The organism is Pseudomonas sp. F3-2, assembly GCF_038804275.1.
Classification (GTDB): Bacteria; Pseudomonadota; Gammaproteobacteria; order Pseudomonadales; family Pseudomonadaceae; genus Aquipseudomonas.
In genome coordinates, this window is sequence record NZ_CP152388.1 from 1,640,469 (window position 1) to 1,663,280 (window position 22,812).

Below are 22,812 nucleotides of genomic sequence, written 5' to 3' on the forward strand. Positions count from 1 at the left end.
AATCCACGAGCTTAATATGCTATTTATTGATGATTAGGTTATAACGAAAAGGCATTTGATAACCCTTGGGCAGGGTGTTCAAGGCGGGCCGCACTATCCAGAGGCCGCAATTGGAATTATGCTTTTTGCCTATCTCCTTTCTTATTTTCCATGTGCGATCCGAATGAAAATTGATGATATCGATGCCTTCGTGGCTGTGATTCGCTGCCAGTCGATCAGCCATGCCGCCGAGTCGCTGGACCTGACCCAACCTGCGATCACCCGTCGCGTGCAGAACTTCGAGCAAGCGTTGGGCGTCGAGCTGTTCGACCGCAACACCAAGCCGCTGAAGCCGACCCCCATGGGCACGCAGGTGTATCAGAAGTGTCTGGCGATCCTGCGGGAAATGGATTCATTGCGTGAGCTGGTGGCCAGTGACACGCCGCCCAGCGGCCTGTTGCGTCTTGGCGTGCCGCAGACCATCGGCGATGTGGTGCTGCTTGACGCGCTTAAACACCTGCGTGGGCAATTTCCGGACCTGCGTGCGCAAGTGGTCACCGGCTGGGGCAGCCATTTGATCGGCAAGATCGAGAACGGTGAGCTGGACGCCGCTGCGGCGCTGTTCCCGGCGGGCAAGATTTTCCCTGAGGGCATCATCGGCGAGTCCATCGGCAAGATGGAGCTGGTGGTCGTCTGCGCAAGGAGCGCCGTGCCGAAGAAGCCCGTCAAGCTGGCCGACTGTTACGAACAGGGCTGGGTACTCAATCCCGATGGCTGCGGATTTCGCGCAGGCCTGCAACGCACCCTGACCGATCAGGGGCTGAGTCTGAAGGTCAACCTGGAGACCTTCGGCACCGAGTTGCAGTTGGGGCTGGTGGCCGATGGCATGGGCCTGGGGCTGGTGCCGCGTCCACTGCTCGAACGCAGCGTCCACCGCGATCTGCTGGCGGTGCTGCCGCTCAAGGACTTCAAACCGGTCATGGACCTGTGGCTAATCTATCCGCGGTTTCTGGGTAACCTGCAAGGGCCGGTCGCCTCGTTCGGCAGTCTGGTGGCTGGCTCGCTGAAGCAATCGCGAGACGCAGCGTGACACTCTGCAGGCGGGTGAAGGTCCGCCGCATAATAAAAAATATTGATAATTAGCTTAGACTAAAATGTGATTTTAAAAGATTTTTCCAAGCGCTTAGGCTCCCTCGATACATCTGTATCGGATCATTCAGGGAGTCATGCATGAGCAACGTCAGTAGTTTGCCCGTCCAAGCCGGTTCAACCCATGTGCGTGACCGGGTCAGCGCCGAAGAGTGGGAGGTGCGCGTCAAACTGGCCGCCGCCTACCGCATCGCTGCGCTGAAACGCTGGACCGACCACATCTATACGCATTTTTCGGCGCGGGTTCCGGGGCCGGACGAGCATTTCCTGATCAACGCATTCGGGCTGCTGTTCGACGAAATCACAGCCTCCAATCTGGTGAAGGTGGATATCGACGGCACCATCGTCGATGACCCGACCGGTCTGGGCATCAACCACGCAGGCTACGTGATTCACAGTGCCATTCACGCAGCGCGTCCTGACCTGCAAGCGGTCCTGCACACCCACACACGAGATGGCGTTGCGGTGTCTGCGCAGAAAGACGGGCTGTTACTGATCTCCCAGCACTCGCTCGGTTTTTCGGGGCGCGTGGCCTATCACGGCTACGAAGGCATTGCGCAGGATCTGGGCGAGCGCGAGCGCCTGGTGGCTGACCTGGGCGACAAGAACGTGATGATTCTGCGCAACCACGGTCTGCTCACGGCCGGCCTGAGCGTGGAGCATGCGTTTCAGCTGCTGCATAACCTGGAATACGCCTGCAACATACAGATTGCCGCCCAATCGGCCGGCAATGCCGAGCTGATTTTCCCGCCGGAAGACGTGGTCAGGAAAGTCGAAGAACAAGCCAAGGTCTTTAAAAGCGGTACGGGCCCCGGCGTGGCACGCCACTGGAATGCCCTGATCCGCGAGCTGGATCGGCACGGCACCGCGTACCAGGAGTGAGCGAGTCGGGATTTGGGGCAGGCGACGAAAACTCCATCGCCTGACCTCCCGATTCGCAAATGTGTTCGCGCCAGAAACGGTCAGGGTCAGGCGATGGCGTGAATGCGGTTACGCCACCTTCTCGTTCTTCTCCCGGTCACGCTTGGCCACCAGTTCGCGGGTCAGCGGAATGAGCTTCTTGCCGTAGTCGATGGCATCGTCGAGCGGGTCAAAGCCGCGGATCAGGAACGTGGTGATGCCCAGGTCGTAATAATCGAGCAGCGCCTCGGCGACCTGTTCCGGCGTCCCGACCAGCGAGGTGGAGTTACCTTTGGCGCCCAGCAGTCCGGCGATTCCTGTCCACAGGCGCTTGTCGAGTCGCGCCCCTTTGGCGGCGGCGTCCAGCAACCGACGCGATCCTTCGTTGGCCGGCTCGCGGCGCTGAAAACCGGACGCTTGAGCTAAGGCTTTCGCCCGTTCGAGGATACTGTCGGCGCGGGCCCAGGCTTTTTCCTCGGTGTCGGCCAGAATGGGTCGCAGTGACAGGCTGAAACGTACCGTACGGCCGTGCTTGGCAGCCTCTGCGCGAACCTGTTTGACGATGTCTCTGACCTGCTCGTACGTTTCGCCCCACAACGCGTAAACATCGGCATGCTTGCCCGCGACTTCGATCGCCGCTTGCGATGCGCCGCCGAAATACAGCGGGATGTGCGGTTTCTGCGGGGATTTGACCAGCGAGTGCGCCCCCTCGAACTGGTAATAAGTGCCCTTGTGGTCAAACGGCTTTTCCGCTGTCCATTCCTGCCGCACCACGCTCAGGTATTCGTCGGTACGCGCATAGCGCTCGTCCTTGCCGATAAAGCTGCCGTCGGCGCGCAATTCCTGATCGTCACCGCCCGTGATGATGTGCACCGCGATGCGTCCGCCGTTGAACACGTCCAGCGTGGCGAATTGCCGGGCAGCGACGGTGGGCGAAATGAAACCGGGGCGGTGAGCGATGAGAAACTTCAGTTTTCGCGTCACGCTCGCGGCATGCGCTGCGACAAATGCGCTGTCGGGGCTGTTGGAGTGATAGGCGACCAGTGCGCGGTCGAATCCCGCTTCTTCGTGGGCCCGCGCAACCTTCTCCACGTATTCGGGTTGAATCGTCTCGCCACTGCGCGGGTGGATTTCCGATCCCGGTTGAGTGGCAATGTAGCCAATGAATTCGACGCTCATGAACGATTCCTTGTGCTGTGTTGGATTGACTGATGGCCGCACGCGCGGGCATTCGCGCGTGAGCATTCAAGCAACATAGGGGCACGCGGCAGCTGTGTGAAATTCGATTTGGCACTAAGCTAATTATAAAAATACCGCATTAAAAATGGTCATAAGATCAAAATAATTAAGCATTAGCTTATCTCCAAGGGGAATTTCACTTGGGTTTCTTATGCCATTACGCTGGCATTCCTTAACAGGGTCGGCGCCGTCTTGGGCCAGTCCTGCCTCTCCGCTGTCTGCAAGGAAGTCGATTCATGGGACCTTTCAACAGGGCGCAAGCCCGTCGCGCCATCGCCGTGCTGTGTTCGATCGCGCTCACGCTGCTGGCCGGATGCGACGATCCCGGGCAAAAGCAGGCGTCCGCCGCACAGGCCACTGACTGGTCGAAGGTCAAGCTGATCCTGGGCGATCAGGCCAAAGGCTTGCGCACCATCGTCGAAGCGTCGAAGGCTTTTGACGGAACGCCGTACCAGATCGAATGGGCCAATTTTCAGGGCGCTGCGCCCTTGTTCGAAGCCTTGCGCGCAGGCGCCGTCGATCTGGCGCCGGCTGGTGACACGCCGGTTCTGGCCGCGGCGACCGGCGGCACGCCGTTGCGGATCGTCGCGGTCAGGCGTGGACAGGGTCGCAGTATCGGCATCCTCGTGCCGCAGGATTCGGACATCAAAACGATCGCGGACCTCAAAGGCCGCAGCGTGTCCATTTCGTCTGCGCGAGGCAGTATTTCCCAGTACCTGCTGATTCGCGCGCTGGAAAATGCCGGGGTCAAGGAATCGGACGTGAACATCGGTTTCGTCATGCCCACCGACGCGCTGTCGGCGTTCCACGCCGGCAAGATCGATGCGTGGGCGACGTTCGGCATTTATCAGGCGTTCGCCGAAGAAAGCGGTGCGCGGCTCTTGCTGAGCGGGGAGGGGATCAACACCGGACTGACCTTCATCACCGCGTCCGACGCCGCTTTGGCCGATAAGGTCAAGCGTCAGGCGCTCAACGATGTGTTGCAACGCCTGGCCAAGGCATTCGAGTGGGCCAAAGCCAATCCCGAGCAATACGCCCAGGTCTTTTCCACGGCCAACAACGTGCCGCTGGCCGTGTCGCAGCGACTGCAGAGTTGGGGGATCGAATCACTGTTGCCGCTGGAACAGTCGGATATCACCGCGCTGCAGGGCGTGGATGATCTGTTCGTAGAAAAGAAGCTGTTCCCCAAGCCGGTGCAGGTGTCCGGGCTGGTGGACCGAGAGGTGTTTCCGAGTGCGCATGGGGTGCTGTTGAAGCAGGTTGCGGGAGAAGCAGGATCGCGTTGACCTCCCAGGTCGACGCGGCCCTGCCGAAATTCCCGGCGTTACGGATCAGTGTTTCGGCGCGTCCTGACCCATCGCCAGCAGTTGTTTTTCCTGATTCCAGTCGAACGGCTCCTCGTTCTGCTCGGCCTCGTAGCGACGCTCTTCCAGGGCCGTGTACAGGTCGATTTCTTCGTCAGGCATGAAATGCAGGCAGTCGCCGCCGAAATACCAGAGCAGGTCGCGGGGCACCAGATGCGCGATCTGCGGGTAGCGCTGGATCACCTGGCAAAGCAGGTCCTGACCCAGATACTGGCTTTCGATCGGCTCTTGCGGCAGCAGGCTGATCAATTCGTCATAACGCTCCAGAAACAGCGCATGACTTTCCTCGGGAACCTGTTCGGCTTCTCCCAGCGCGACCAGGATGCCGCGCAGGTGCGTCAGCAGGTTCAGAGTGTGGTCGAGATTGGCGTCGGCCATGATGAGGTCCTCAGAGACAAAAACAGGCGCGGGAGTATAGATCCCTGAGGAGCCTGCCGCTATCTCAATGCCACAACCCGGCCAGATATCGATGACCGGCTTCGGTCAGGGCAAGGTGGGCGAAGGTTCGGTCGCGGCTCGGTTGCCGGGTGACGAAACCGACGAGCAGAAGTGTTTGCAGGGTCTGGGTCGGTCTGCCGCTCTGAATGTCCTCCCCCGAGGCGATTTCAGCGAGCATGCAGCGATGAGTCATACGTTGATCGATCATGATGCGTCCCCTTTGTGTTTTCTTGTTGTTACCGGGGAGTGTAGGGCAATTCTTTGTGAAGTGCAGGCTAGAGCGTCGTTTTCGAGGTGCCGCTAATCGCCAAATTGACCGATCGACGTCGGTGCTCAGGCAAGCCACCGGCCTGACCGGCTGCAGGCCGGATCAGACGCAGTGCGGTGTGATGGCTTGCTGATCAGCTTGCCGGCAAGGCCAGCGGCTGTTGCGGCGCGAAGGCGAACGAGGTCAGCTGAAAGCCCTGCTCATCGACTTGCAGCGCCCATCCCTCACGGTCCCAGTCCCCGAGCACGATGCGCTGGGCGGTCTCGTCACCGATCTGCAGCTTGTGAATGGCAGGGCGATGGGTGTGGCCGTGAATCAACGTTTTCACGCCGGATTCACTCATGATTCGCGGGACTTCTTCAGGTGTCACGTCGACGATGTCATTGGCTTTCATGCGGGTCTGCGCGCGGCTTTCGCTGCGCAGCTTGCGCGCCAGCTTGTGGCGGGTGGCGAGCGGCAGGTGGCGCAGGATCCACAGCGTCAGCGGATTGCGCAGATAGCGGCGCATGCGCATGTACGCTTCATCGCGCGTACACAGGCTGTCGCCGTGCATCAGCAACACCGGCTCGCCGTTCAACTGGACCACGCTGGGATCGGGCAGCAACGTGCAACCGGCGGCCTTGCAAAACGCTTTGCCAATCATGAAATCGCGATTGCCGTGCATCAGGAACACCTGCGTGCCGCTGTCGCTCAGGGCGCGCAAGGCTTCGCAGATCGAGCGCTGGAAGGGTGACATGGCGTCGTCGCCGATCCAGGCTTCGAAGAAATCGCCGAGGATATAGAGCGCCTCGGCGCCACGCGCGCGATCAGCCAGCAGATCCAGAAACGCCCGGGTGATGTCCGGGCGTTCTTCTTCCAGATGCAGATCGGAGATCAGCAGTATCACTCAACGGTCTCGGCTTTCTCGATGATCACGTCTTCAGCCGGCACATCCTGATGACCCGCTTTGGACGTGGTGGCGACACCTTTGATGGCATCGACGACATCCTGGCCTTCGATCACTTCGCCGAAGACGGCATAGCCCCAGCCCTGAACGGTCTTGCCGCTGTGGTTGAGGAAACTGTTGTCGGCGACGTTGATGAAGAACTGCGCCGATGCCGAATGTGGCTCCATGGTACGGGCCATGGCCACCGAGTACTTCTTGTTCGGCAGGCCGTTGTCGGCTTCGTTCTGGATGCTCGGGCGCTTGTCTTTCTTTTCTTTCATGCCGGGCTCGAAGCCACCGCCCTGGATCATGAAGTTACCGATGACGCGGTGAAAGACCGTGTTGGTGTAGTGACCGGCGTTCACGTACTCAAGGAAGTTGGCGACCGTCAACGGCGCTTTTTCAGCGTTCAGTTGCAGGACGATCTCGCCCTTATTGGTGGTCAGTCTGACTTTGGACATGTTCGAAATCGCTCTTGTCTGATTCGTGGTGGACGTGTCGATCGTGGCGTCGGGCTACTTGAGCGTGGTTGCAGGTGCCGCCGATTCGACTCAGGCGCGCAGTTTACAGAGGGTAGCCGCTTGCCGGGTAGTCGCGATTGCGTCCGGCGGCCTGCACGGGCCGGGCGCCCCTCCCGGCAGTTTTGTCACAGCATGCTGTCAGGCTCTTGACAGGTTCGGCTATGATAAGCGCTTTGATTTATTCGGCCTACCCTGGCCAAGACAGTTAGGTTTTCAAGGATCCTATGAGCAAGCCCACTCAAGACGCCGCTGCGAATTCAAAGGCAGGCCCTGCAATTCCAACCAACTTCCTGCGCCCGATCGTGCAGGCGGACCTGGATTCGGGCAAGCACACCAAGATCGTGACCCGCTTTCCGCCTGAGCCCAACGGTTATCTGCACATCGGTCATGCCAAGTCGATCTGCGTGAATTTCGGTCTGGCTCAGGAGTTCGGCGGTGTCACGCATCTGCGCTTCGACGACACCAACCCGGCCAAGGAGGACCAGGAATACATCGACGCCATCGAAAGCGACGTCAAATGGCTGGGTTTCGAGTGGGCTGGCGAAGTGCGTTACGCCTCGCAGTATTTCGATCAGTTGCACGACTGGGCTGTCGAGCTGATCAAGGCTGGCAAGGCGTACGTCGATGACCTGACGCCCGAGCAGGCCCGCGAGTACCGTGGCACGCTGACCGAGCCTGGCAAGAACAGCCCGTTCCGCGAGCGCAGCGTCGAGGAAAACCTGGACCTGTTCGCCCGCATGAAGGCCGGTGAGTTCGAAGACGGCGCCCGCGTGCTGCGTGCCAAGATCGACATGGCCTCGCCGAACATGAACCTGCGCGATCCGATCCTGTATCGCATTCGCCATGCTCACCATCATCAGACCGGTGACAAGTGGTGCATCTACCCGATCTACGACTTCACCCATGGTCAGTCGGACGCCATCGAGGGCATCACTCACTCGATCTGCACCCTTGAATTCGAAAGCCATCGTCCGCTGTACGACTGGTTCCTCGACAACCTGCCGGTGCCGTGCAAGCCGCGTCAGTACGAATTCTCGCGCCTGAACCTGAACTACACCATCACCAGCAAGCGCAAGCTCAAGCAACTGGTCGACGAGAAACACGTCAACGGCTGGGACGACCCGCGCATGTCGACGCTGTCGGGCTTCCGCCGTCGCGGCTACACACCGGCGTCGATCCGCAATTTCTGCGAAATGATCGGCACCAACCGTTCCGACGGCGTAGTCGACTTCGGCATGCTCGAATTCAGCATCCGTCAGGACCTGGATGCCAACGCCCCGCGCGCCATGTGCGTGCTGCGTCCGTTGAAGGTCGTGATCACCAACTACCCGGAAGACAAGGTCGATCACCTCGAACTGCCACGTCATCCGCAGAAAGAAGAACTGGGCGTGCGCAAGCTGCCGTTCGGTCGTGAAATCTACATCGACCGCGATGACTTCATGGAAGAGCCGCCAAAGGGCTACAAGCGTCTGGAGCCCAATGGCGAAGTGCGCCTGCGTGGCAGCTATGTGATCCGCGCTGACGAAGCGATCAAGGACGCCGACGGCAACATCGTCGAACTGCGCTGCTCGTATGACCCGGACACGCTGGGCAAGAACCCGGAAGGTCGCAAGGTCAAGGGTGTGATCCACTGGGTCCCGGCCGCTGAAAGCATCGAGTGCGAGGTGCGTCTGTACGATCGCCTGTTCCGCTCTGCAAACCCGGAAAAGGCTGAGGACGGCCAGACGTTCCTGGACAACATCAATCCGGATTCCCTGCAGGTCCTGACCGGTTGTCGGGCTGAGCCGTCGCTGGGCGAAGCCGCGCCGGAAGACCGTTTCCAGTTCGAACGCGAAGGTTATTTCTGCGCGGACATCAAGGACTCGAAACCGGGCAAGCCGGTATTCAATCGCACAGTGACCCTGCGCGATTCCTGGACCTGATGCTGTACTTGTAAGGGGCACAACGTGCTGTCGATCTACAACACGCTCACCAAGAGCAAAGAAGTCTTCAAGCCGCTGGATGGCAACAAGGTACGCATGTACGTCTGCGGCATGACCGTTTACGACTACTGCCATCTGGGCCACGGCCGCAGCATGGTGGCGTTCGATCTGGTGACCCGCTGGCTGCGTTTCAGCGGTTACGACCTGACTTACGTGCGCAACATCACTGACATCGACGACAAGATCATCAATCGCGCTCGCGAGAACGGCGAGGCGTTCGACGCACTGACCGCGCGCATGATCGATGCGATGCACGAGGACGAAGCGCGCCTGAATATCCTCAAGCCGGACATGGAGCCGCGTGCCACCGACTACATCGGCGGTATGCATGACATGATCCAGAGCCTGATTGACAAGGGCTACGCCTACGCGCCGGGCAATGGCGACGTGTACTACCGCGTCGGAAAATTCCTCGGTTACGGCAAGCTGTCGCGCAAGAAGATCGAAGACCTGCGCATCGGTGCGCGGATCGAAGTCGACGAAGCGAAAGACGACCCGCTGGATTTCGTCCTGTGGAAAGGCGTCAAGCCGGGCGAGCCCAGCTGGGAATCGCCATGGGGCCCCGGCCGTCCGGGCTGGCACATCGAGTGCTCGGTGATGTCCACCTGCTGCCTGGGTGAGACGTTCGACATTCATGGCGGCGGCAGCGATCTGGAGTTTCCGCACCACGAAAACGAAATCGCCCAGAGCGAAGCCGCCACCGGCAAGACCTATGCCAATGCCTGGATGCATTGCGGCATGATCCGCATCAATGGCGAGAAGATGTCCAAGTCCTTGAACAACTTCTTCACCATTCGCGACGTGCTGGATAAATACCATCCGGAAGTGGTGCGCTACCTGCTGGTGTCGAGCCATTACCGCAGCGCGATCAACTATTCCGAAGACAGCCTGAAAGAATCCAAGGGCGCGCTGGAGCGGTTCTACCACGCACTCAAAGGTCTTCCGGCTGCCGAGCCTGCCGGCGGCGAAGCGTTCGTCGAGCGTTTCTCGGCGGCGATGGACGATGACTTCGGCACGCCCGAAGCCTGTGCGGTGCTGTTCGAAATGGTCCGCGAGATCAACCGCCTGCGCGACAGTGATGTCACCGCGGCTGCAGGTCTTGCGGCACGTTTGAAGCAACTGGCAAGCGTGCTGGGCGTGTTGCAGCTCGAAGCCGACGACTTCCTGCGCGCCGGTGCGGAAGGACGCGTCGATGCCGCCGAGGTGGAAGCCTTGATCGCCGCGCGCCTGCAAGCACGTGTCGACAAGAACTGGGCCGAATCCGACCGCATCCGCGATCAGCTCACCGCCATGGGCGTGGTGCTGGAGGACGGGAAGGGCGCAACGACCTGGCGATTGGCGGACTGATCGCTTGAATGGATCGCTCTGCAGTTGCGTGAGAGCGATCGCATTCTGTGTTTTTGATTCTGGCCGTAGGCCGTAGGAGCCTTGCTTGCAGGCGATCTGGCGCGAAGCGGCAGCAAATTCTGTATGCACGGTGTGCCTGACACTACCGAGGTGTCTGGTTTTACTGCCGCTTCGCGCCAGATCGCTGGCAAGCCAAGCTCCTACGCCCTTCGGGCAGAAACAAATTTGCGCGAGTCCAGCGTTTTCAGACAAAGGCGCAACTGTCAAACCTGCTGATCCTGCTCCCTCAGCCGCTTGTAGAGCGTATTCCGGCTCACCCCCAGCCGCTTGGCCAGCTGCGAAATATTCCCGCCCGCGGCCTGCAACAACTCGCTCAACTCCTCCGGCGTATTCAGCACGGCCTTGCGGTTGAAGGCCATCTCCGGTCCGTTGCCCTGGCTTTCCAGGTCCAGATCGGCAAGCTCTAAATCCGCAAAGAAGTCCTCTGGCAGATGCTCGGCAGAAATCGGCTGATCGTCAGCGAGCGCCAGTGCGACCTGAATAACATTACTCAGCTGACGCAGATTGCCCGGCCAAGGGTGTCGTTCAAACAACGCCAGCACGGACGGCTCAAAGCCCGCGGTCTGTTGCGGCTCACGATGCTGCTCCCAGATCGCCTGCACCAGCGCGATCTTGTCGGTGCGTTCGCGAAGGGGCGGCAATTCCAGGTTCAGGCCACTGATGCGGTAGTACAGATCCTGCCGGAAGCGCCCGCTCTGTACCTGTTCGCGCAGTGAGCAGTGGGTTGCGGAAATGATGCGGATGTCCACGGGGAACAGTTCGCTGCTGCCCAGCGGCTGCACGCATCGCTCCTGCAACACCCGCAGCAAACGCGCTTGCACGGCCAGGGGCATGTCGCCGATTTCATCCAGAAACAACGTGCCTTTGTCCGCCTTGCGGATCAGGCCGATGCTGCCTTTATGGTGCGCACCGGTGAACGCGCCTTTTTCGTAGCCAAACAGTTCGGCTTCCACCAGCTCAGACGGAATCGCCGCGCAGTTCACGGCAATGAACGGCTGATCGGCACGGGAACTGGCCCGGTGCAGCGTCTTGACGAACACCTCCTTGCCTGCGCCGGTCTCGCCGAGGATGAGCAGCGGGACATTCTTTTCCAACAGACGCTGGGCCTGGTTCGCAGCCTTCGCCACTTTCTCATCGCCGAAACCGGGTGTGCCGACGTCTTTGCCGTCGGGTTTTTTCGGGGTCGGCACCGGATGCAGTCTTAGCACGGGCGCCTTCGGACGCTTGAGCAGGCAGTGAAAGCGGTTGTGCCCGGACGCTTGCAGCGCGAAGGGCTGGCCTTCCGGCTGATCGAGCAAGTGCGTGACGGGCGCCTTGAACAGGTTTTCGATGTTGGCCTGCAACAGGCTCACCCCCAGCAGCGTATCGGCCCGGCGGTTGGCGCACAGAATGCGGCCGGACTCGTCGAAGACCAGCAGCCCGGCCCACTGGCTGTCCAGGTTGTTCAGCCCGGTGTTGAACGTCAGCTGAAAATGGCTGTGCTGAAACTGATCGAGGATCAGCCGGTTTTCAATGGTCTGGCTCATCATCTTCACCATCCCCAGCGTGTGGGACGGCGGCAGGAAGCTGTCGCTGGACACATCGAGCACGGCGATCATCCGCCGTGAAGCGTCGAAGATCGGCGCGGCGGAACCGGTCATGAAGCGGTTGGCCTTGAGAAAGTGTTCATCGTGTTCAATGTGAACGGCCTGCTCACACGCCAGCGCCGTCCCGATCGCATTAGTGCCCACGCCCTGTTCCAGCCAGCTGGCGCCAGCGACGAAGCCCATTTGCTGGTCGGCCTCGACGAAACGCTTGGTGCCCCACGAATTGAGCACCTGGCCTTGCTGGTCTGCCAGCAGAATCAGGCAATTGGAGTTGCTGAGGATGTTCTCGTAAAACGGCAGCACCTGTTGATGAGTGGTCTGCACCAGCGAGTGATGACGCTCCAGCAACTGGGAAACCTGATGCTGTGCAAGGCCGCCGAAAGCGGGACGGGACTGATGGTCGAGGCCGAACTGACGGCAGCGGGCCCAGGAGTCCTGAATGATGGTGTCGTGAGCGAGGGATGCGCCTGGTGTGGCCATGTAGATGGCTCCGTCCGAGTACTTTTATTGTTTTTGGGATACGGCGTTCATGCCGAGCATCCGTGCCCGAAACGTCCATCCATTGTTGTTCACGATTGTTCAAAGTCAATGTTCATTTTGTTCAGGTGTTCAGTATTTTCTGTTCACTTATGTTCACCAACGAATCACCATGCAGGGCGTTTTGCGCGGCGAAGGCTCTAGATCGTGGGCTTGGTTGTCTGGCGCGCTTGCGAACCTGGATTGGCACGATTGTCGCTATCCAACAAGCGGTCGACGAATGTCACGACCCGGCCAGTGGCCGAACAGCAACACCCCTGAACAAGACAAATAAAAAGGGCACGCCATGTCTCTCACGCTTGAGCACGTCAGCCGAGCCGTCGACGGTCAGATCTGGATCGACGATGCGTCGCTGAGCTTTGAACCCGGCTCATTCAACGTATTGCTGGGGCGCACCTTATCAGGCAAAACCAGCCTGATGCGCTTGATGGCCGGTCTGGACAAGCCAGACAGCGGCCGAGTACTGATGAATGGCAAAGATGTCACCCAGGTCGCGGTGCGTCATCGCAATGTCTCGATGGTTTATCAGCAGTTCATCAACTACCCGAGCATGACCGTGTTCGACAACATCGCCTCGCCGTTGCGTCAGGCGAAGATGTCGAAGGACGAAATCGACAGCCGCGTACGCGAAACCGCAAAGATGCTGCGCATCGAAAAATTCCTCGCGCGCTACCCCCTCGAACTCTCCGGCGGTCAGCAACAGCGCACGGCAATGGCCCGCGCGCTGGTCAAGGACGCCGAACTGATCCTGTTCGACGAGCCGCTGGTCAACCTCGATTACAAGCTGCGCGAAGAGCTGCGCCAGGAAATGCGTCAGCTGTTCGAGACCCGCAACACCATCGCCGTCTACGCCACCACGGAACCCAACGAAGCGCTGGCGCTGGGTGGGACCACGACCATCCTCCACGAAGGTCGGCTGATCCAGCACGGCAAGACGCCCGAGGTCTATCACCAGCCCAAGACCGTACTGGCTGCCGAACTGTTCTCCGAGCCGCCGATCAACCTGATGCCGGGGCGTATTGACGGTAACGAAGTCAGCTTCGCCAACTTCGTGCATTTCCCGCTCAACGTGGACCTGCGCAAGATCGGTGATGGCGAGTACCGTTTCGGCGTGCGCCCCAGCCACCTGAGTCTGGTGCCGTCCAACGATGACGATCTGGAGCTGGCGGTCACGGTCGAACTGGCTGAAATCAGCGGCTCGGAAACCTTCCTCCACGTGCGCAACGAGCACTTCTCGCTGGTGCTGCATCTGCCGGGCGTGCACGAGTACGACGTCGACACGCCGATTCGCGTGTACATCCCGACTCACAAATTGTTCGTATTCGATCAGCAGGGCGGCCTCATCCAGGCGCCGGGCCTGCGCATGGCGAGGGTTGCCTGATGGCCGAGATCCGCTTGCAACAACTCGCGCACAGTTACAGCGCTACGCCTTCGGGCCCGGAAGACTACGCCATCCGTGAGATGACCCACATCTGGGAGCAGGGCGGCGCGTATGCGCTGCTCGGGCCGTCCGGTTGCGGCAAATCGACTTTGCTCAACATCATTTCCGGCCTGCTCAGTCCGTCGGAAGGCAAAGTGATGTTCGACTCCACGGTGGTCAACGACATGTCGCCGGAGCAGCGCAACATCGCTCAGGTTTTCCAGTTTCCGGTGGTCTACGACACCATGACGGTGTTCGACAATCTGGCGTTCCCATTGCGCAATCAGGGCATGGCAGAAACGAAAATTCAGGCCAAGGTGCAGGAAATCGCCGACGTCCTCGATCTGCAACCGCTGCTGAAGAAAAAAGCCAAGGGCCTGACTGCGGACGAAAAGCAGAAGGTGTCGATGGGCCGCGGTCTGGTGCGTGATGACGTCTCGGCGATTCTGTTCGACGAACCGCTGACCGTGATCGACCCGCACCTGAAGTGGAAGCTGCGGCGCAAGCTCAAGCAGATCCACGAGCAGTTCAACATCACCATGGTCTACGTCACCCACGATCAACTGGAGGCGTCGACGTTCGCCGACAAGATCGCTGTGATGTACGGCGGCCAGATCGTGCAGTTCGGCACCCCCCGCGAGCTGTTCGAAAAACCCCATCACACCTTCGTGGGCTATTTCATCGGCAGCCCGGGCATGAACCTCATCGAGGTCAGGCCCGAGGCGGGCGGCGTCGGTTTTGGCGGCATCCATCTGCCCTTGCCCGACGCGCTGCAGCAAAAGCTGGCGGCGACCCAGTGGAGCACGCTCAAGGTCGGCATTCGTCCGGAGTTCGTCCACGTGTGGGACGGCCCGTTCGATGACGCGATGTGCGCCGACGTGACCTACGTCGAGGACCTGGGGACCTACAAGATCCTCACCCTCAACCTGGCCGGTCAGTCACTCAAGGTGCGTCTGCAGGAGGACAAACCGGTGCCGCAAGGCCAGGCCTGGATCAGCTTCCCGGCGCAGTGGCTGATGCTCTACGCCGATGAATTTTTGCTGGAAGTCGCCGCGACTCACGCGCAGGCCAGCGAGGTGCCCCATGAGTAAGGTCCAGAACAACAAAGCCTGGTGGCTGGTACTGCCGGTATTCCTGCTGGTGGCGTTCAGCGCCATCATTCCGATGATGACCGTGGTCAACTATTCGGTGCAGGACATCTTCGATCAGTCCAGTCGCTATTTCGTCGGCGCCGACTGGTTCAAGCAGGTGCTGCAGGATCCGCGTCTGCATGATTCGCTGCTGCGCCAGTTCATCTATTCGGGCTGTGTGCTGCTGATCGAGATTCCGCTCGGCATCGCCATCGCCCTGACCATGCCGACCAAAGGCCGCTGGTCATCGGTGTGCCTGATCGTGATGACCATCCCGCTGCTGATTCCCTGGAACGTGGTCGGCACCATCTGGCAGATCTTCGGCCGTGGCGACATCGGTCTGCTGGGCTGGTTTCTGAACAACATTCTGCACATCAACTACAACTATGCAGCCAACGCGTCGGACGCCTGGGTAACGGTGCTGGTGATCGACGTCTGGCACTGGACCTCGCTGGTGGCGCTGCTGTGCTACTCGGGTTTGCGGGCCATTCCGGACGTGTACTACCAGGCGGCGCGTATCGATCGGGCTTCGAATTGGGCAGTGTTCCGACACATTCAGTTGCCGAAGATGAAGAGCGTGCTGCTGATCGCGGTGATGTTGCGCTTCATGGACAGCTTCATGATCTACACCGAGCCTTTCGTGCTGACCGGGGGCGGGCCAGGCAACTCGACCACTTTCCTCAGCCAGACGCTGACCACCATGGCGCTGGGCCAGTTCGACCTGGGGCCGGCGGCGGCATTCTCGCTGGTGTATTTCCTGATCATTCTGTTGGTGTCGTGGGTGTTCTACACCGCCATGACCCACGGCGAAAAGAACTGAGGAGCGGCCCGTGAACAAGCGCGAAAAGCTGCCATTGAGAAAAATCATTCCGCTGTGGATCTACCTGCTGTTTCTGCTGGTGCCGATCTACTGGCTGGTGAACATGTCCTTCAAGACCAACACCGAAATCCTCGGCGGTCTGACCCTGTTCCCGCAGGATTTCACCTGGGCCAACTACAAGGTGATTTTCACCGACGAAAGCTGGTACAGCGGCTACATCAACTCGCTCTACTACGTTTGCCTGAATACCGTGATCTCGCTCAGCGTTGCGCTGCCAGCGGCCTACGCATTTTCACGCTATCGTTTCCTCGGCGACAAACACCTGTTCTTCTGGCTGCTGACCAACCGCATGGCGCCACCGGCAGTGTTTCTGCTGCCGTTTTTCCAGCTCTATTCGTCCATCGGCCTGTTTGACACGCACATTGCCGTTGCACTTGCGCACTGCCTGTTCAACGTGCCATTGGCGGTGTGGATTCTCGAAGGGTTCATGTCCGGTGTGCCGAAGGAGATAGACGAAACGGCCTACATCGACGGCTATAGCTTTCCCAAGTTCTTCGGCAAGATTTTCATCCCGCTGATTGGCTCGGGGATCGGTGTGACAGCGTTCTTCTGCTTCATGTTTTCCTGGGTCGAGCTGTTGCTGGCGCGGACCCTGACATCGGTCAACGCCAAACCGATCGCGGCGGTCATGACCCGCACCGTATCGGCGTCGGGGATCGACTGGGGCGTGCTCGCGGCAGCGGGGGTGTTGACCATCCTGCCGGGCATGCTGGTGATCTGGTTCGTTCGCAATCACGTGGTCAAGGGTTTTGCCCTTGGTCGTGTCTGAGGAGTCAGAAAAATGGAGTGGATGTCCTGGACACTGCCGACCGCGATCTTCTTCGGTTCCATCGCTGCCATTCTGGTTGCGATGACCGTCTGGGAGTTGCGCTCGGCAAGCATCGAACGTCGTGGTTTCCTGCCGATCGCCACCACCCGTGGCGACCGGCTGTTCATCGGTCTTCTCGGCAGCGCCTACCTGCACTTGCTGGTGATCGGCGCGACCGACTGGAGCATCTGGGTCGCCTCCGGGCTGTCCCTGGTCTGGCTGTTGGTGGTAATGCGTTGGGGTTGAAAGGAAATGAATGAACACTTGTAGGAGTGAGCTTGCTCGCGATAGCGATCCGTCAGCCACTGATGTGATTTCTGACAGACCGCCATCGCGAGCAAGCTCACTCCTACAGAAAAAGCGGTGCAAACGGTTTTGCAAAGCGGGACTACATAAGATTCAACACTGGAGGTGTCTATGTTCAATAAGAAAAACAAGCTGCGACATAGTGTGACGGTAGCGACGATGGTCATGCTCAGTGGCCTGAGCGTGTCGGCGTGGGCGGACCAGTACGAGGATGCCGCGAAGAAGTGGGCGGCCAGCGAGTTCAAGCCGACGACCCTGTCCGATGCTGACCAGCTCAAGGAACTGGAGTGGTTCATCAAGGCTGCCGAGCCGTTTCGCGGCATGGACATCAAGGTCGTTTCCGAAACCTTGACCACCCATGAGTACGAATCCAAGACCCTGGCCAAGGCCTTCACCGAAATCACCGGCATCAAAGTCACCCACGACTTGCTGCAGGAAGGTGACGTGATCGAGAAGCTGCAGACGGCAATGCAGTCGGACAAAAGTATCTATGACGGCTGGGTCAACGACTCCGACCTGATCGGTACCCATTTCCGTTACGGCAAAGCGCTGTCGCTGACCGATCTGATGAACAGCCCTGAAGGCGCGAAAGTCACGTCGCCTACGCTCGACATCAAAGACTTCATCGGCACCTCGTTCACCACGGCGCCGGACGGCAAGCTGTACCAACTGCCCGACCAACAGTTCGCCAACCTGTACTGGTTCCGTGCCGACTGGTTCGAGCGTCCTGACCTGAAAGAGAAGTTCAAGGCCAAGTACGGCTATGAGCTTGGTGTGCCGGTCAACTGGTCGGCGTACGAAGACATCGCCAAATTCTTCAGCGAAGACGTCAAGGAAATCGACGGCAAGAAAGTGTATGGCCACATGGACTACGGCAAGAAAGACCCGTCGCTGGGCTGGCGCTTCACGGACGCCTGGTTCTCCATGGCCGGCAGCGGCGACAAAGGCCTGCCCAACGGTCTGCCGGTGGACGAGTGGGGTATTCGCGTCGAGGACTGCCATCCGGTCGGCTCGAGCATCACCCGCGGCGGCGACACCAACGGCCCGGCGGCTGTTTACGCGACTCAGAAATACATCGATTGGCTCAAGGCCTACGCGCCGCCTGAAGCAGCGGGCATGACCTTCTCCGAATCGGGCCCGGTCCCGTCTCAGGGCAACGTCGCGCAACAGATCTTCTGGTACACCGCGTTTACCGCCGACATGACCAAGCCTGGCCTGCCGGTGATGAATGCCGACGGCACGCCGAAGTGGCGGATGGCGCCATCGCCTAAAGGGCCGTACTGGAAAGAAGGCATGAAGCTGGGCTATCAGGACGTGGGTTCGTGGACCTTCCTCAAGTCATCCGACGAGAAGAAGCGCAATGCGGCCTGGCTGTACGCGCAGTTCGTGACCTCCAAATCGGTCTCGTTGAAGAAAACCATCGTCGGCCTGACGCCGATTCGTGAGTCGGACATCAACTCCAAGGAGATGACCGCGCTGGCGCCGAAGCTCGGTGGTCTGGTCGAGTTCTACCGCAGCCCTGCGCGCGTGCAATGGTCGCCGACCGGCACCAACGTGCCGGATTATCCGAAACTGGCGCAGCTGTGGTGGAGCCATGTGGCCGAAGCCGTGACCGGCGAGAAAACCGCACAGGCGGCGCTCGACGGTCTGGCCAAGGATCAGGACGCGATCATGACCCGCATCGAGCGCTCCAAGGTTCAGGACGCCAGCGGTTGTGCGCCGAAGATGAACCCGGAAGCCAAGGCTGAAGAGTGGTACACCAAGGCCGAGAAGAGCGGCGGCAAGTTCCTCGCGCCACAACGCAAACTGGCCAACGAAAAACCGAAGGGCGAAACCATCGCGTATTCGGATCTGCTGAAGAGCTGGGAAGCAGCCAAGAAGTAAGCGGCTAAGCGGCTAAGCGGCTTATCTGAAGCAATAAAAAAACGGCACCTTCGGGTGCCGTTTTTCATGTGCGCAATGCTTCGATCAGCCGTGCAGCGTTTCCGCTGCATACAGGGTGTTCTCCAGCAGGCATGCGCGGGTCATCGGGCCAACGCCGCCTGGCACTGGCGTGATCCAGCCGGCGCGGGGCAGGGCGGTCTCGTAGACCACGTCGCCCACCAGCTTGCCGTCATCCTGGCGGTTGATGCCGACGTCGATGACGATGGCGCCTTCCTTGATCCATTCCCCTTTGACCAGACCCGGCTTGCCGGCGGCGACGACCACCAGATCGGCACGGCTGACGTGGCCCGGTAGGTCCTGAGTGAAGCGGTGGGTTACGGTCACGGTGCAGCCGGCCAGCAACAATTCCATGGCCATCGGGCGCCCGACGATATTGGAAGCGCCGACGACCACTGCGTCCTTGCCGTACAGATCGACGCCGGTGCTTTCCAGCAGCGTCATGATGCCTTTGGGTGTGCAGGGCCGCAGCAGCGGAATGCGTTGGGCCAGACGACCGACGTTATAAGGATGGAAGCCGTCAACGTCCTTGTCCGGGCGAATGCGCTCCAGCAGGCTGCTCGATTCGAGATGCTCGGGCAGTGGCAACTGCAGCAGGATGCCGTCGATGGCCGGATCGTCATTGAGGCTGTCGATCAAATCGGTCAGTTCGGTCTGGGTGGTTTCGCTGGGCAGGTCATAGGCGCGGGAGATGAAGCCGACCTCTTCGCAGTCTTTGCGTTTGTGCGAGACGTAAACCTGAGAGGCGGGGTCGCTGCCGACCAGAATCACCGCGAGGCCTGGCGTGCGCAGGCCTTGCTCGCGACGCTCGGCGACTCGTTGGGCGATCTGCTGGCGCAGGTTGGCTGCGATCGCTTTGCCGTCTATTAGTTTTGCAGTCATTACGCGTGATTAACCATCGGAAGGGAGGGAAAAAGAGCGCGCATTCTCGCATGACCTGACGCAAGGGCAAAGGCGATTGGTCCGCTTAATAAGCTAAGCCCTTTAATTAACTGAATTTTTTAGAAAAAAGTGTTGACGACCCCGGGGACCGTCTATAAGATTCGTCGCACTTGTCGGGCACAACCCCAGACACGATAAGCCGGAAGCGGTGAGTCAGGTCGAAAGGTTGATTAAGTCAGGTAGAGTTCAGATCGGCTCAGCGTGATTGAAAGCTCTTAATTTGTACTCGCAAGATGCAAATTAAATAAGCGCCCGTAGCTCAGCTGGATAGAGCATCCGCCTTCTAAGCGGATGGTCGCAGGTTCGAGTCCTGCCGGGTGCGCCATTAACGGCAGCTTTGGCACAAGTAGCACTCTGATGGAGTGTCTCGGTTACAACGCAATATGGTGGGCGTAGCTCAGTTGGTAGAGCACAGGATTGTGACTCCTGTTGTCGTGGGTTCGATCCCCATCGTCCACCCCATATTCGAAGAAGGCGCCAGATGCATAATCTGGCGCCTTTGCTTTAAGCGCTTCACACGCGGACGTGGTGGAATTGGTAGACACACTGGATTTAGGTTCCAGCGCCGCGAGGCGTAAGAGTTCGAGTCTCTTCGTCCGCACCAGCTACAGACCTTGATGGCGCCTCCAGTGTCCCAAGGTAAGAAAAAGCCGCCTCGTGCGGCTTTTTTTGTTTCGAGGTATTGGTTTCATCGCTGTGCGGGTCCGTCTTTTCTGTCGATAGCGGGCTCGTCCGGTATGTTTCCAGGGACTGGATCGACGTCCGGCCGCGCTTTCGCTTCCTTTATATAGGTGCGCATCAGCCGCGTTCCAGACAGCTCGCGAGGGTGGAATTTTCTGCCTGCACTTCTCTGGTTGCATTCCGCTGTATTTACCCTCCTTCGGTAGGGTGACTTCTTGAGTTTGACCCACTAGAATGCTTGCCCTTGATTCTGGGGTCGGAAACGGCCGGCTAACGTCTGTGCAACGAGGAATATCCATGCAAGTTTCTGTTGAAAACACTTCCGCTCTCGAGCGCCGCATGACCATTGGCGTGCCAGCTGAGCGCATCGAGACCGAAGTCAACAAGCGTCTGCAGCAGACCGCACGTAAAGCCAAGATCCCGGGCTTCCGCCCAGGCAAAGTGCCTATGAGCGTGATCCGCCAGCGTTACGAAGACGGCGCTCGCCAGGAAGCGCTGGGCGACCTGATCCAGGCGACCTTCTACGAAGCTGTCGTTGAGCAAAAGCTGAACCCGGCCGGCGCACCTTCCGTCGAGCCAAAATCCTTCGAAAAAGGCAAAGACCTCGAGTACGTCGCCACTTTCGAAGTGTTCCCTGAATTCTCCGTTGCCGGTTTCGAATCCGTTTCCGTCGAGCGTCTGTCGGCTGAAGTTGCAGATTCCGATCTGGACAACATGCTGGAAATCCTGCGCAAGCAGAACGTCAGCTTCGAAGTGGCCGACCGTGCTGCGCAGAACGAAGACCAGCTGAACATCGACTTCGTTGGCAAGATCGACGGCGAAGCGTTCGCTGGCGGTTCGGCCACCGGTACTCAGCTGGTGCTGGGTTCGGGTCGCATGATCCCTGGTTTCGAAGATGGCCTGGTCGGTGCAAAAGCCGGTGAAGAGCGCGTTCTGAACCTGACGTTCCCTGAGGACTATCAGAACCTGGAACTGGCCGGCAAAACTGCCGAGTTCACTGTGACCGTCAACACCGTTTCGGCGCCGACCCTGCCTGAGCTGAATGAAGCATTCTTCAATCAGTTCGGCATCAAGGAAACCGGCATCGAAGGCTTCCGCACCGAAGTTCGCAAGAACATGGAGCGCGAGCTGCGTCAGGCCATCAAGTCCAAGGTCAAGAATCAGGTAATGGACGGTCTGCTGGCCGCCAACCCGATCGAAGTGCCGAAGGCGCTGCTGGAAAACGAAGTGAACCGTCTACGCGTTCAGGCCGTTCAGCAGTTTGGCGGCAACATCAAGCCGGACCAGCTGCCAGCCGAGCTGTTCGAAGAGCAGGCCAAGCGCCGCGTCGAGCTGGGTCTGATCGTTGCTGAAGTGGTCAAGCAGTTCGACCTCAAGCCTGACGAAGCCCGCGTTCGCGAGCTGATCCAGGAAATGGCTTCCGCTTACCAGGAGCCAGAGCAAGTCGTCGCCTGGTACTACAAGAACGAACAGCAGATGAACGAAGTGCGTTCGGTTGTGCTGGAAGAACAAGTTGTGGATACTGTTTTGCAGAAAGCGAGCGTGACCGATAAAGCGGTCTCGTACGAAGAAGCTGTCAAGCCGGTAGAAGCTCCACAAGCCGACTGATCTTTTCTCTCGTTCGAAAACACCATAAGCCAGCCTTCGAGCTGGCTTATGCGTATTCAAGACATGACTATTTGGGAGTGAATGCAGGACATGTCCGGCAATTCTTATATTCAGCAGAACTCTGACATCCAGGCCGCTGGCGGCCTGGTCCCGATGGTTATCGAGCAGTCCGCCCGTGGCGAACGCGCCTATGACATCTACTCTCGCCTGCTCAAGGAGCGAGTGATCTTTCTGGTAGGCCCCGTAGAGGATTACATGGCCAACCTGATCTCGGCGCAACTGCTGTTCCTTGAAGCGGAAAACCCGGACAAGGACATCCATCTCTACATCAACTCTCCTGGCGGTTCGGTGACTGCGGGCATGGCGATCTACGACACCATGCAATTCATCAAGCCGGACGTTTCCACTACCGTAATGGGTCAGGCCTGCAGCATGGGCGCTTTCCTGCTGGCCGGCGGTGCCAAGGGCAAGCGTTTCGCATTGCCCAACTCGCGCGTGATGATTCACCAGCCGCTGGGTGGTTTCCAGGGGCAGGCGTCGGACATCGACATTCACGCCAAGGAAATCCTCTACATTCGCCAGCGCCTGAACGAGCTGCTGGCTCACCACACGGGCCAATCGCTGGAAAACATCGAGCGTGACACCAACCGTGACAACTTCATGAGCGCCGAACGCGCTGCTGAATACGGTCTGGTTGACGCTGTTCTCGACAAACGGCAAATGACCGCCTGACGGGCGCTTATCCCGGGTGGCGGGATTTACCCGCCACCTGCGGACTTGAAAAATCCAGCAATTGCCTTC

20 protein-coding genes and 3 tRNA genes are annotated in these 22,812 nt (G+C 59.3%); 16 read left to right on the forward strand and 7 right to left on the reverse strand.

Features of this window, described 5'->3' with window-relative positions:
• The first annotated feature begins 163 nt into the window (after positions 1 to 163).
• Both AAGQ88_RS07515 and AAGQ88_RS07520 read left to right on the forward strand, forming a co-directional pair.
• On the forward strand, positions 164 to 1,069 hold the full coding sequence (locus AAGQ88_RS07515) for a LysR family transcriptional regulator (RefSeq protein ID WP_342654883.1): 906 nt from the start codon (positions 164 to 166) through the stop codon (positions 1,067 to 1,069).
• A 140-nt stretch (positions 1,070 to 1,209) separates the two neighbouring features.
• Entirely contained in the window at positions 1,210 to 2,010 is an 801-nt protein-coding gene (locus AAGQ88_RS07520) for a class II aldolase/adducin family protein (protein WP_285424516.1), read from the forward strand.
• 108 nt (positions 2,011 to 2,118) lie between these two features.
• Here AAGQ88_RS07520 and AAGQ88_RS07525 read toward each other — a convergent pair whose 3' ends face one another.
• A complete protein-coding gene (locus AAGQ88_RS07525) occupies positions 2,119 to 3,207 on the reverse strand; it encodes an LLM class flavin-dependent oxidoreductase (protein ID WP_342654884.1) in 1,089 nt (362 codons plus the stop codon).
• A gap of 296 nt (positions 3,208 to 3,503) precedes the next feature.
• Between AAGQ88_RS07525 and AAGQ88_RS07530 the strand changes: the two genes are divergently transcribed.
• Positions 3,504 to 4,553: an ABC transporter substrate-binding protein gene (locus tag AAGQ88_RS07530; RefSeq protein WP_285424514.1), complete on the forward strand. Its 1,050-nt coding sequence runs from the start codon at positions 3,504 to 3,506 to the stop codon at positions 4,551 to 4,553.
• Between the two features lie 45 nt (positions 4,554 to 4,598).
• Here AAGQ88_RS07530 and AAGQ88_RS07535 read toward each other — a convergent pair whose 3' ends face one another.
• The 4 genes from AAGQ88_RS07535 to AAGQ88_RS07550 form a co-directional block, all read right to left on the reverse strand.
• On the reverse strand, positions 4,599 to 5,009 hold the full coding sequence (locus tag AAGQ88_RS07535) for a PA2817 family protein (RefSeq protein WP_093460416.1): 411 nt from the start codon (positions 5,007 to 5,009) through the stop codon (positions 4,599 to 4,601).
• 64 nt (positions 5,010 to 5,073) lie between these two features.
• Positions 5,074 to 5,277, reverse strand: a complete 204-nt coding sequence (locus AAGQ88_RS07540) for a hypothetical protein (protein WP_093460413.1) — start codon at positions 5,275 to 5,277, stop codon at positions 5,074 to 5,076.
• 193 nt (positions 5,278 to 5,470) lie between these two features.
• Positions 5,471 to 6,223, reverse strand: a complete 753-nt coding sequence (gene lpxH, locus AAGQ88_RS07545; protein ID WP_093460410.1) for a UDP-2,3-diacylglucosamine diphosphatase — start codon at positions 6,221 to 6,223, stop codon at positions 5,471 to 5,473.
• On the reverse strand, positions 6,220 to 6,723 hold the full coding sequence (locus tag AAGQ88_RS07550) for a peptidylprolyl isomerase (RefSeq protein ID WP_093460407.1): 504 nt from the start codon (positions 6,721 to 6,723) through the stop codon (positions 6,220 to 6,222). Before AAGQ88_RS07550 ends, lpxH begins: the two co-directional genes overlap by 4 nt.
• A gap of 284 nt (positions 6,724 to 7,007) precedes the next feature.
• Between AAGQ88_RS07550 and AAGQ88_RS07555 the strand changes: the two genes are divergently transcribed.
• Together AAGQ88_RS07555 and cysS are read left to right on the forward strand one after the other, a co-directional pair.
• Complete coding sequence (locus AAGQ88_RS07555) at positions 7,008 to 8,705, forward strand: glutamine--tRNA ligase/YqeY domain fusion protein (RefSeq protein WP_285424510.1); 1,698 nt, start codon at positions 7,008 to 7,010, stop codon at positions 8,703 to 8,705.
• Between the two features lie 24 nt (positions 8,706 to 8,729).
• Entirely contained in the window at positions 8,730 to 10,112 is a 1,383-nt protein-coding gene (gene cysS / locus AAGQ88_RS07560) for a cysteine--tRNA ligase (protein ID WP_285424509.1), read from the forward strand.
• A gap of 263 nt (positions 10,113 to 10,375) precedes the next feature.
• On the opposite strand, the gene AAGQ88_RS07565 is transcribed toward cysS, so the two are convergent.
• A complete protein-coding gene (locus AAGQ88_RS07565) occupies positions 10,376 to 12,238 on the reverse strand; it encodes a sigma-54-dependent Fis family transcriptional regulator (RefSeq protein WP_342654885.1) in 1,863 nt (620 codons plus the stop codon).
• A 343-nt stretch (positions 12,239 to 12,581) separates the two neighbouring features.
• Between AAGQ88_RS07565 and AAGQ88_RS07570 the strand changes: the two genes are divergently transcribed.
• The 6 genes from AAGQ88_RS07570 to AAGQ88_RS07595 all read left to right on the forward strand — a co-directional run bounded on the left by AAGQ88_RS07570 (position 12,582) and on the right by AAGQ88_RS07595 (position 18,723).
• Entirely contained in the window at positions 12,582 to 13,676 is a 1,095-nt protein-coding gene (locus AAGQ88_RS07570) for an ABC transporter ATP-binding protein (protein ID WP_093460394.1), read from the forward strand.
• Positions 13,676 to 14,806: an ABC transporter ATP-binding protein gene (locus AAGQ88_RS07575; RefSeq protein WP_342654886.1), complete on the forward strand. Its 1,131-nt coding sequence runs from the start codon at positions 13,676 to 13,678 to the stop codon at positions 14,804 to 14,806. The genes AAGQ88_RS07570 and AAGQ88_RS07575 overlap by 1 nt, the downstream gene beginning before the upstream one ends.
• Positions 14,799 to 15,665, forward strand: a complete 867-nt coding sequence (locus AAGQ88_RS07580; protein WP_093460387.1) for a sugar ABC transporter permease — start codon at positions 14,799 to 14,801, stop codon at positions 15,663 to 15,665. Before AAGQ88_RS07575 ends, AAGQ88_RS07580 begins: the two co-directional genes overlap by 8 nt.
• A 28-nt stretch (positions 15,666 to 15,693) precedes the next feature.
• The gene (locus AAGQ88_RS07585) at positions 15,694 to 16,494 is read left to right on the forward strand and encodes a carbohydrate ABC transporter permease (RefSeq protein WP_093462481.1); all 801 of its coding nucleotides are present in this window, start codon (positions 15,694 to 15,696) and stop codon (positions 16,492 to 16,494) included.
• A 12-nt stretch (positions 16,495 to 16,506) separates the two neighbouring features.
• Positions 16,507 to 16,779 carry a DUF2160 domain-containing protein gene (locus AAGQ88_RS07590; protein WP_274135013.1) on the forward strand — a complete coding sequence of 91 codons (273 nt, stop codon included), beginning with the start codon at positions 16,507 to 16,509 and terminating at the stop codon, positions 16,777 to 16,779.
• A 171-nt stretch (positions 16,780 to 16,950) separates the two neighbouring features.
• On the forward strand, positions 16,951 to 18,723 hold the full coding sequence (locus tag AAGQ88_RS07595; RefSeq protein WP_342654887.1) for an ABC transporter substrate-binding protein: 1,773 nt from the start codon (positions 16,951 to 16,953) through the stop codon (positions 18,721 to 18,723).
• A gap of 84 nt (positions 18,724 to 18,807) precedes the next feature.
• On the opposite strand, the gene folD is transcribed toward AAGQ88_RS07595, so the two are convergent.
• Positions 18,808 to 19,662 (reverse strand): bifunctional methylenetetrahydrofolate dehydrogenase/methenyltetrahydrofolate cyclohydrolase FolD, encoded by an 855-nt coding sequence (folD, locus tag AAGQ88_RS07600; protein WP_342654888.1) that lies wholly within the window; start codon positions 19,660 to 19,662, stop codon positions 18,808 to 18,810.
• Positions 19,663 to 19,970: 308 nt separating this feature from the next.
• On the opposite strand from folD, the gene AAGQ88_RS07605 reads away from it, so the two are divergent.
• The 5 genes from AAGQ88_RS07605 (at position 19,971) to clpP (ending at position 22,743) form a co-directional block, all read left to right on the forward strand.
• A tRNA-Arg gene (locus AAGQ88_RS07605) sits at positions 19,971 to 20,047 on the forward strand.
• Between the two features lie 61 nt (positions 20,048 to 20,108).
• Positions 20,109 to 20,184: transfer RNA gene (locus AAGQ88_RS07610), tRNA-His, on the forward strand.
• Positions 20,185 to 20,241: 57 nt separating this feature from the next.
• Positions 20,242 to 20,326: transfer RNA gene (locus tag AAGQ88_RS07615), tRNA-Leu, on the forward strand.
• Between the two features lie 374 nt (positions 20,327 to 20,700).
• Positions 20,701 to 22,011, forward strand: coding sequence for a trigger factor (gene tig / locus AAGQ88_RS07620; RefSeq protein WP_342654889.1), 1,311 nt, complete (start codon positions 20,701 to 20,703; stop codon positions 22,009 to 22,011).
• 90 nt (positions 22,012 to 22,101) lie between these two features.
• On the forward strand, positions 22,102 to 22,743 hold the full coding sequence (gene clpP / locus AAGQ88_RS07625; RefSeq protein ID WP_093462477.1) for an ATP-dependent Clp endopeptidase proteolytic subunit ClpP: 642 nt from the start codon (positions 22,102 to 22,104) through the stop codon (positions 22,741 to 22,743).
• Positions 22,744 to 22,812 lie beyond the last annotated feature (69 nt).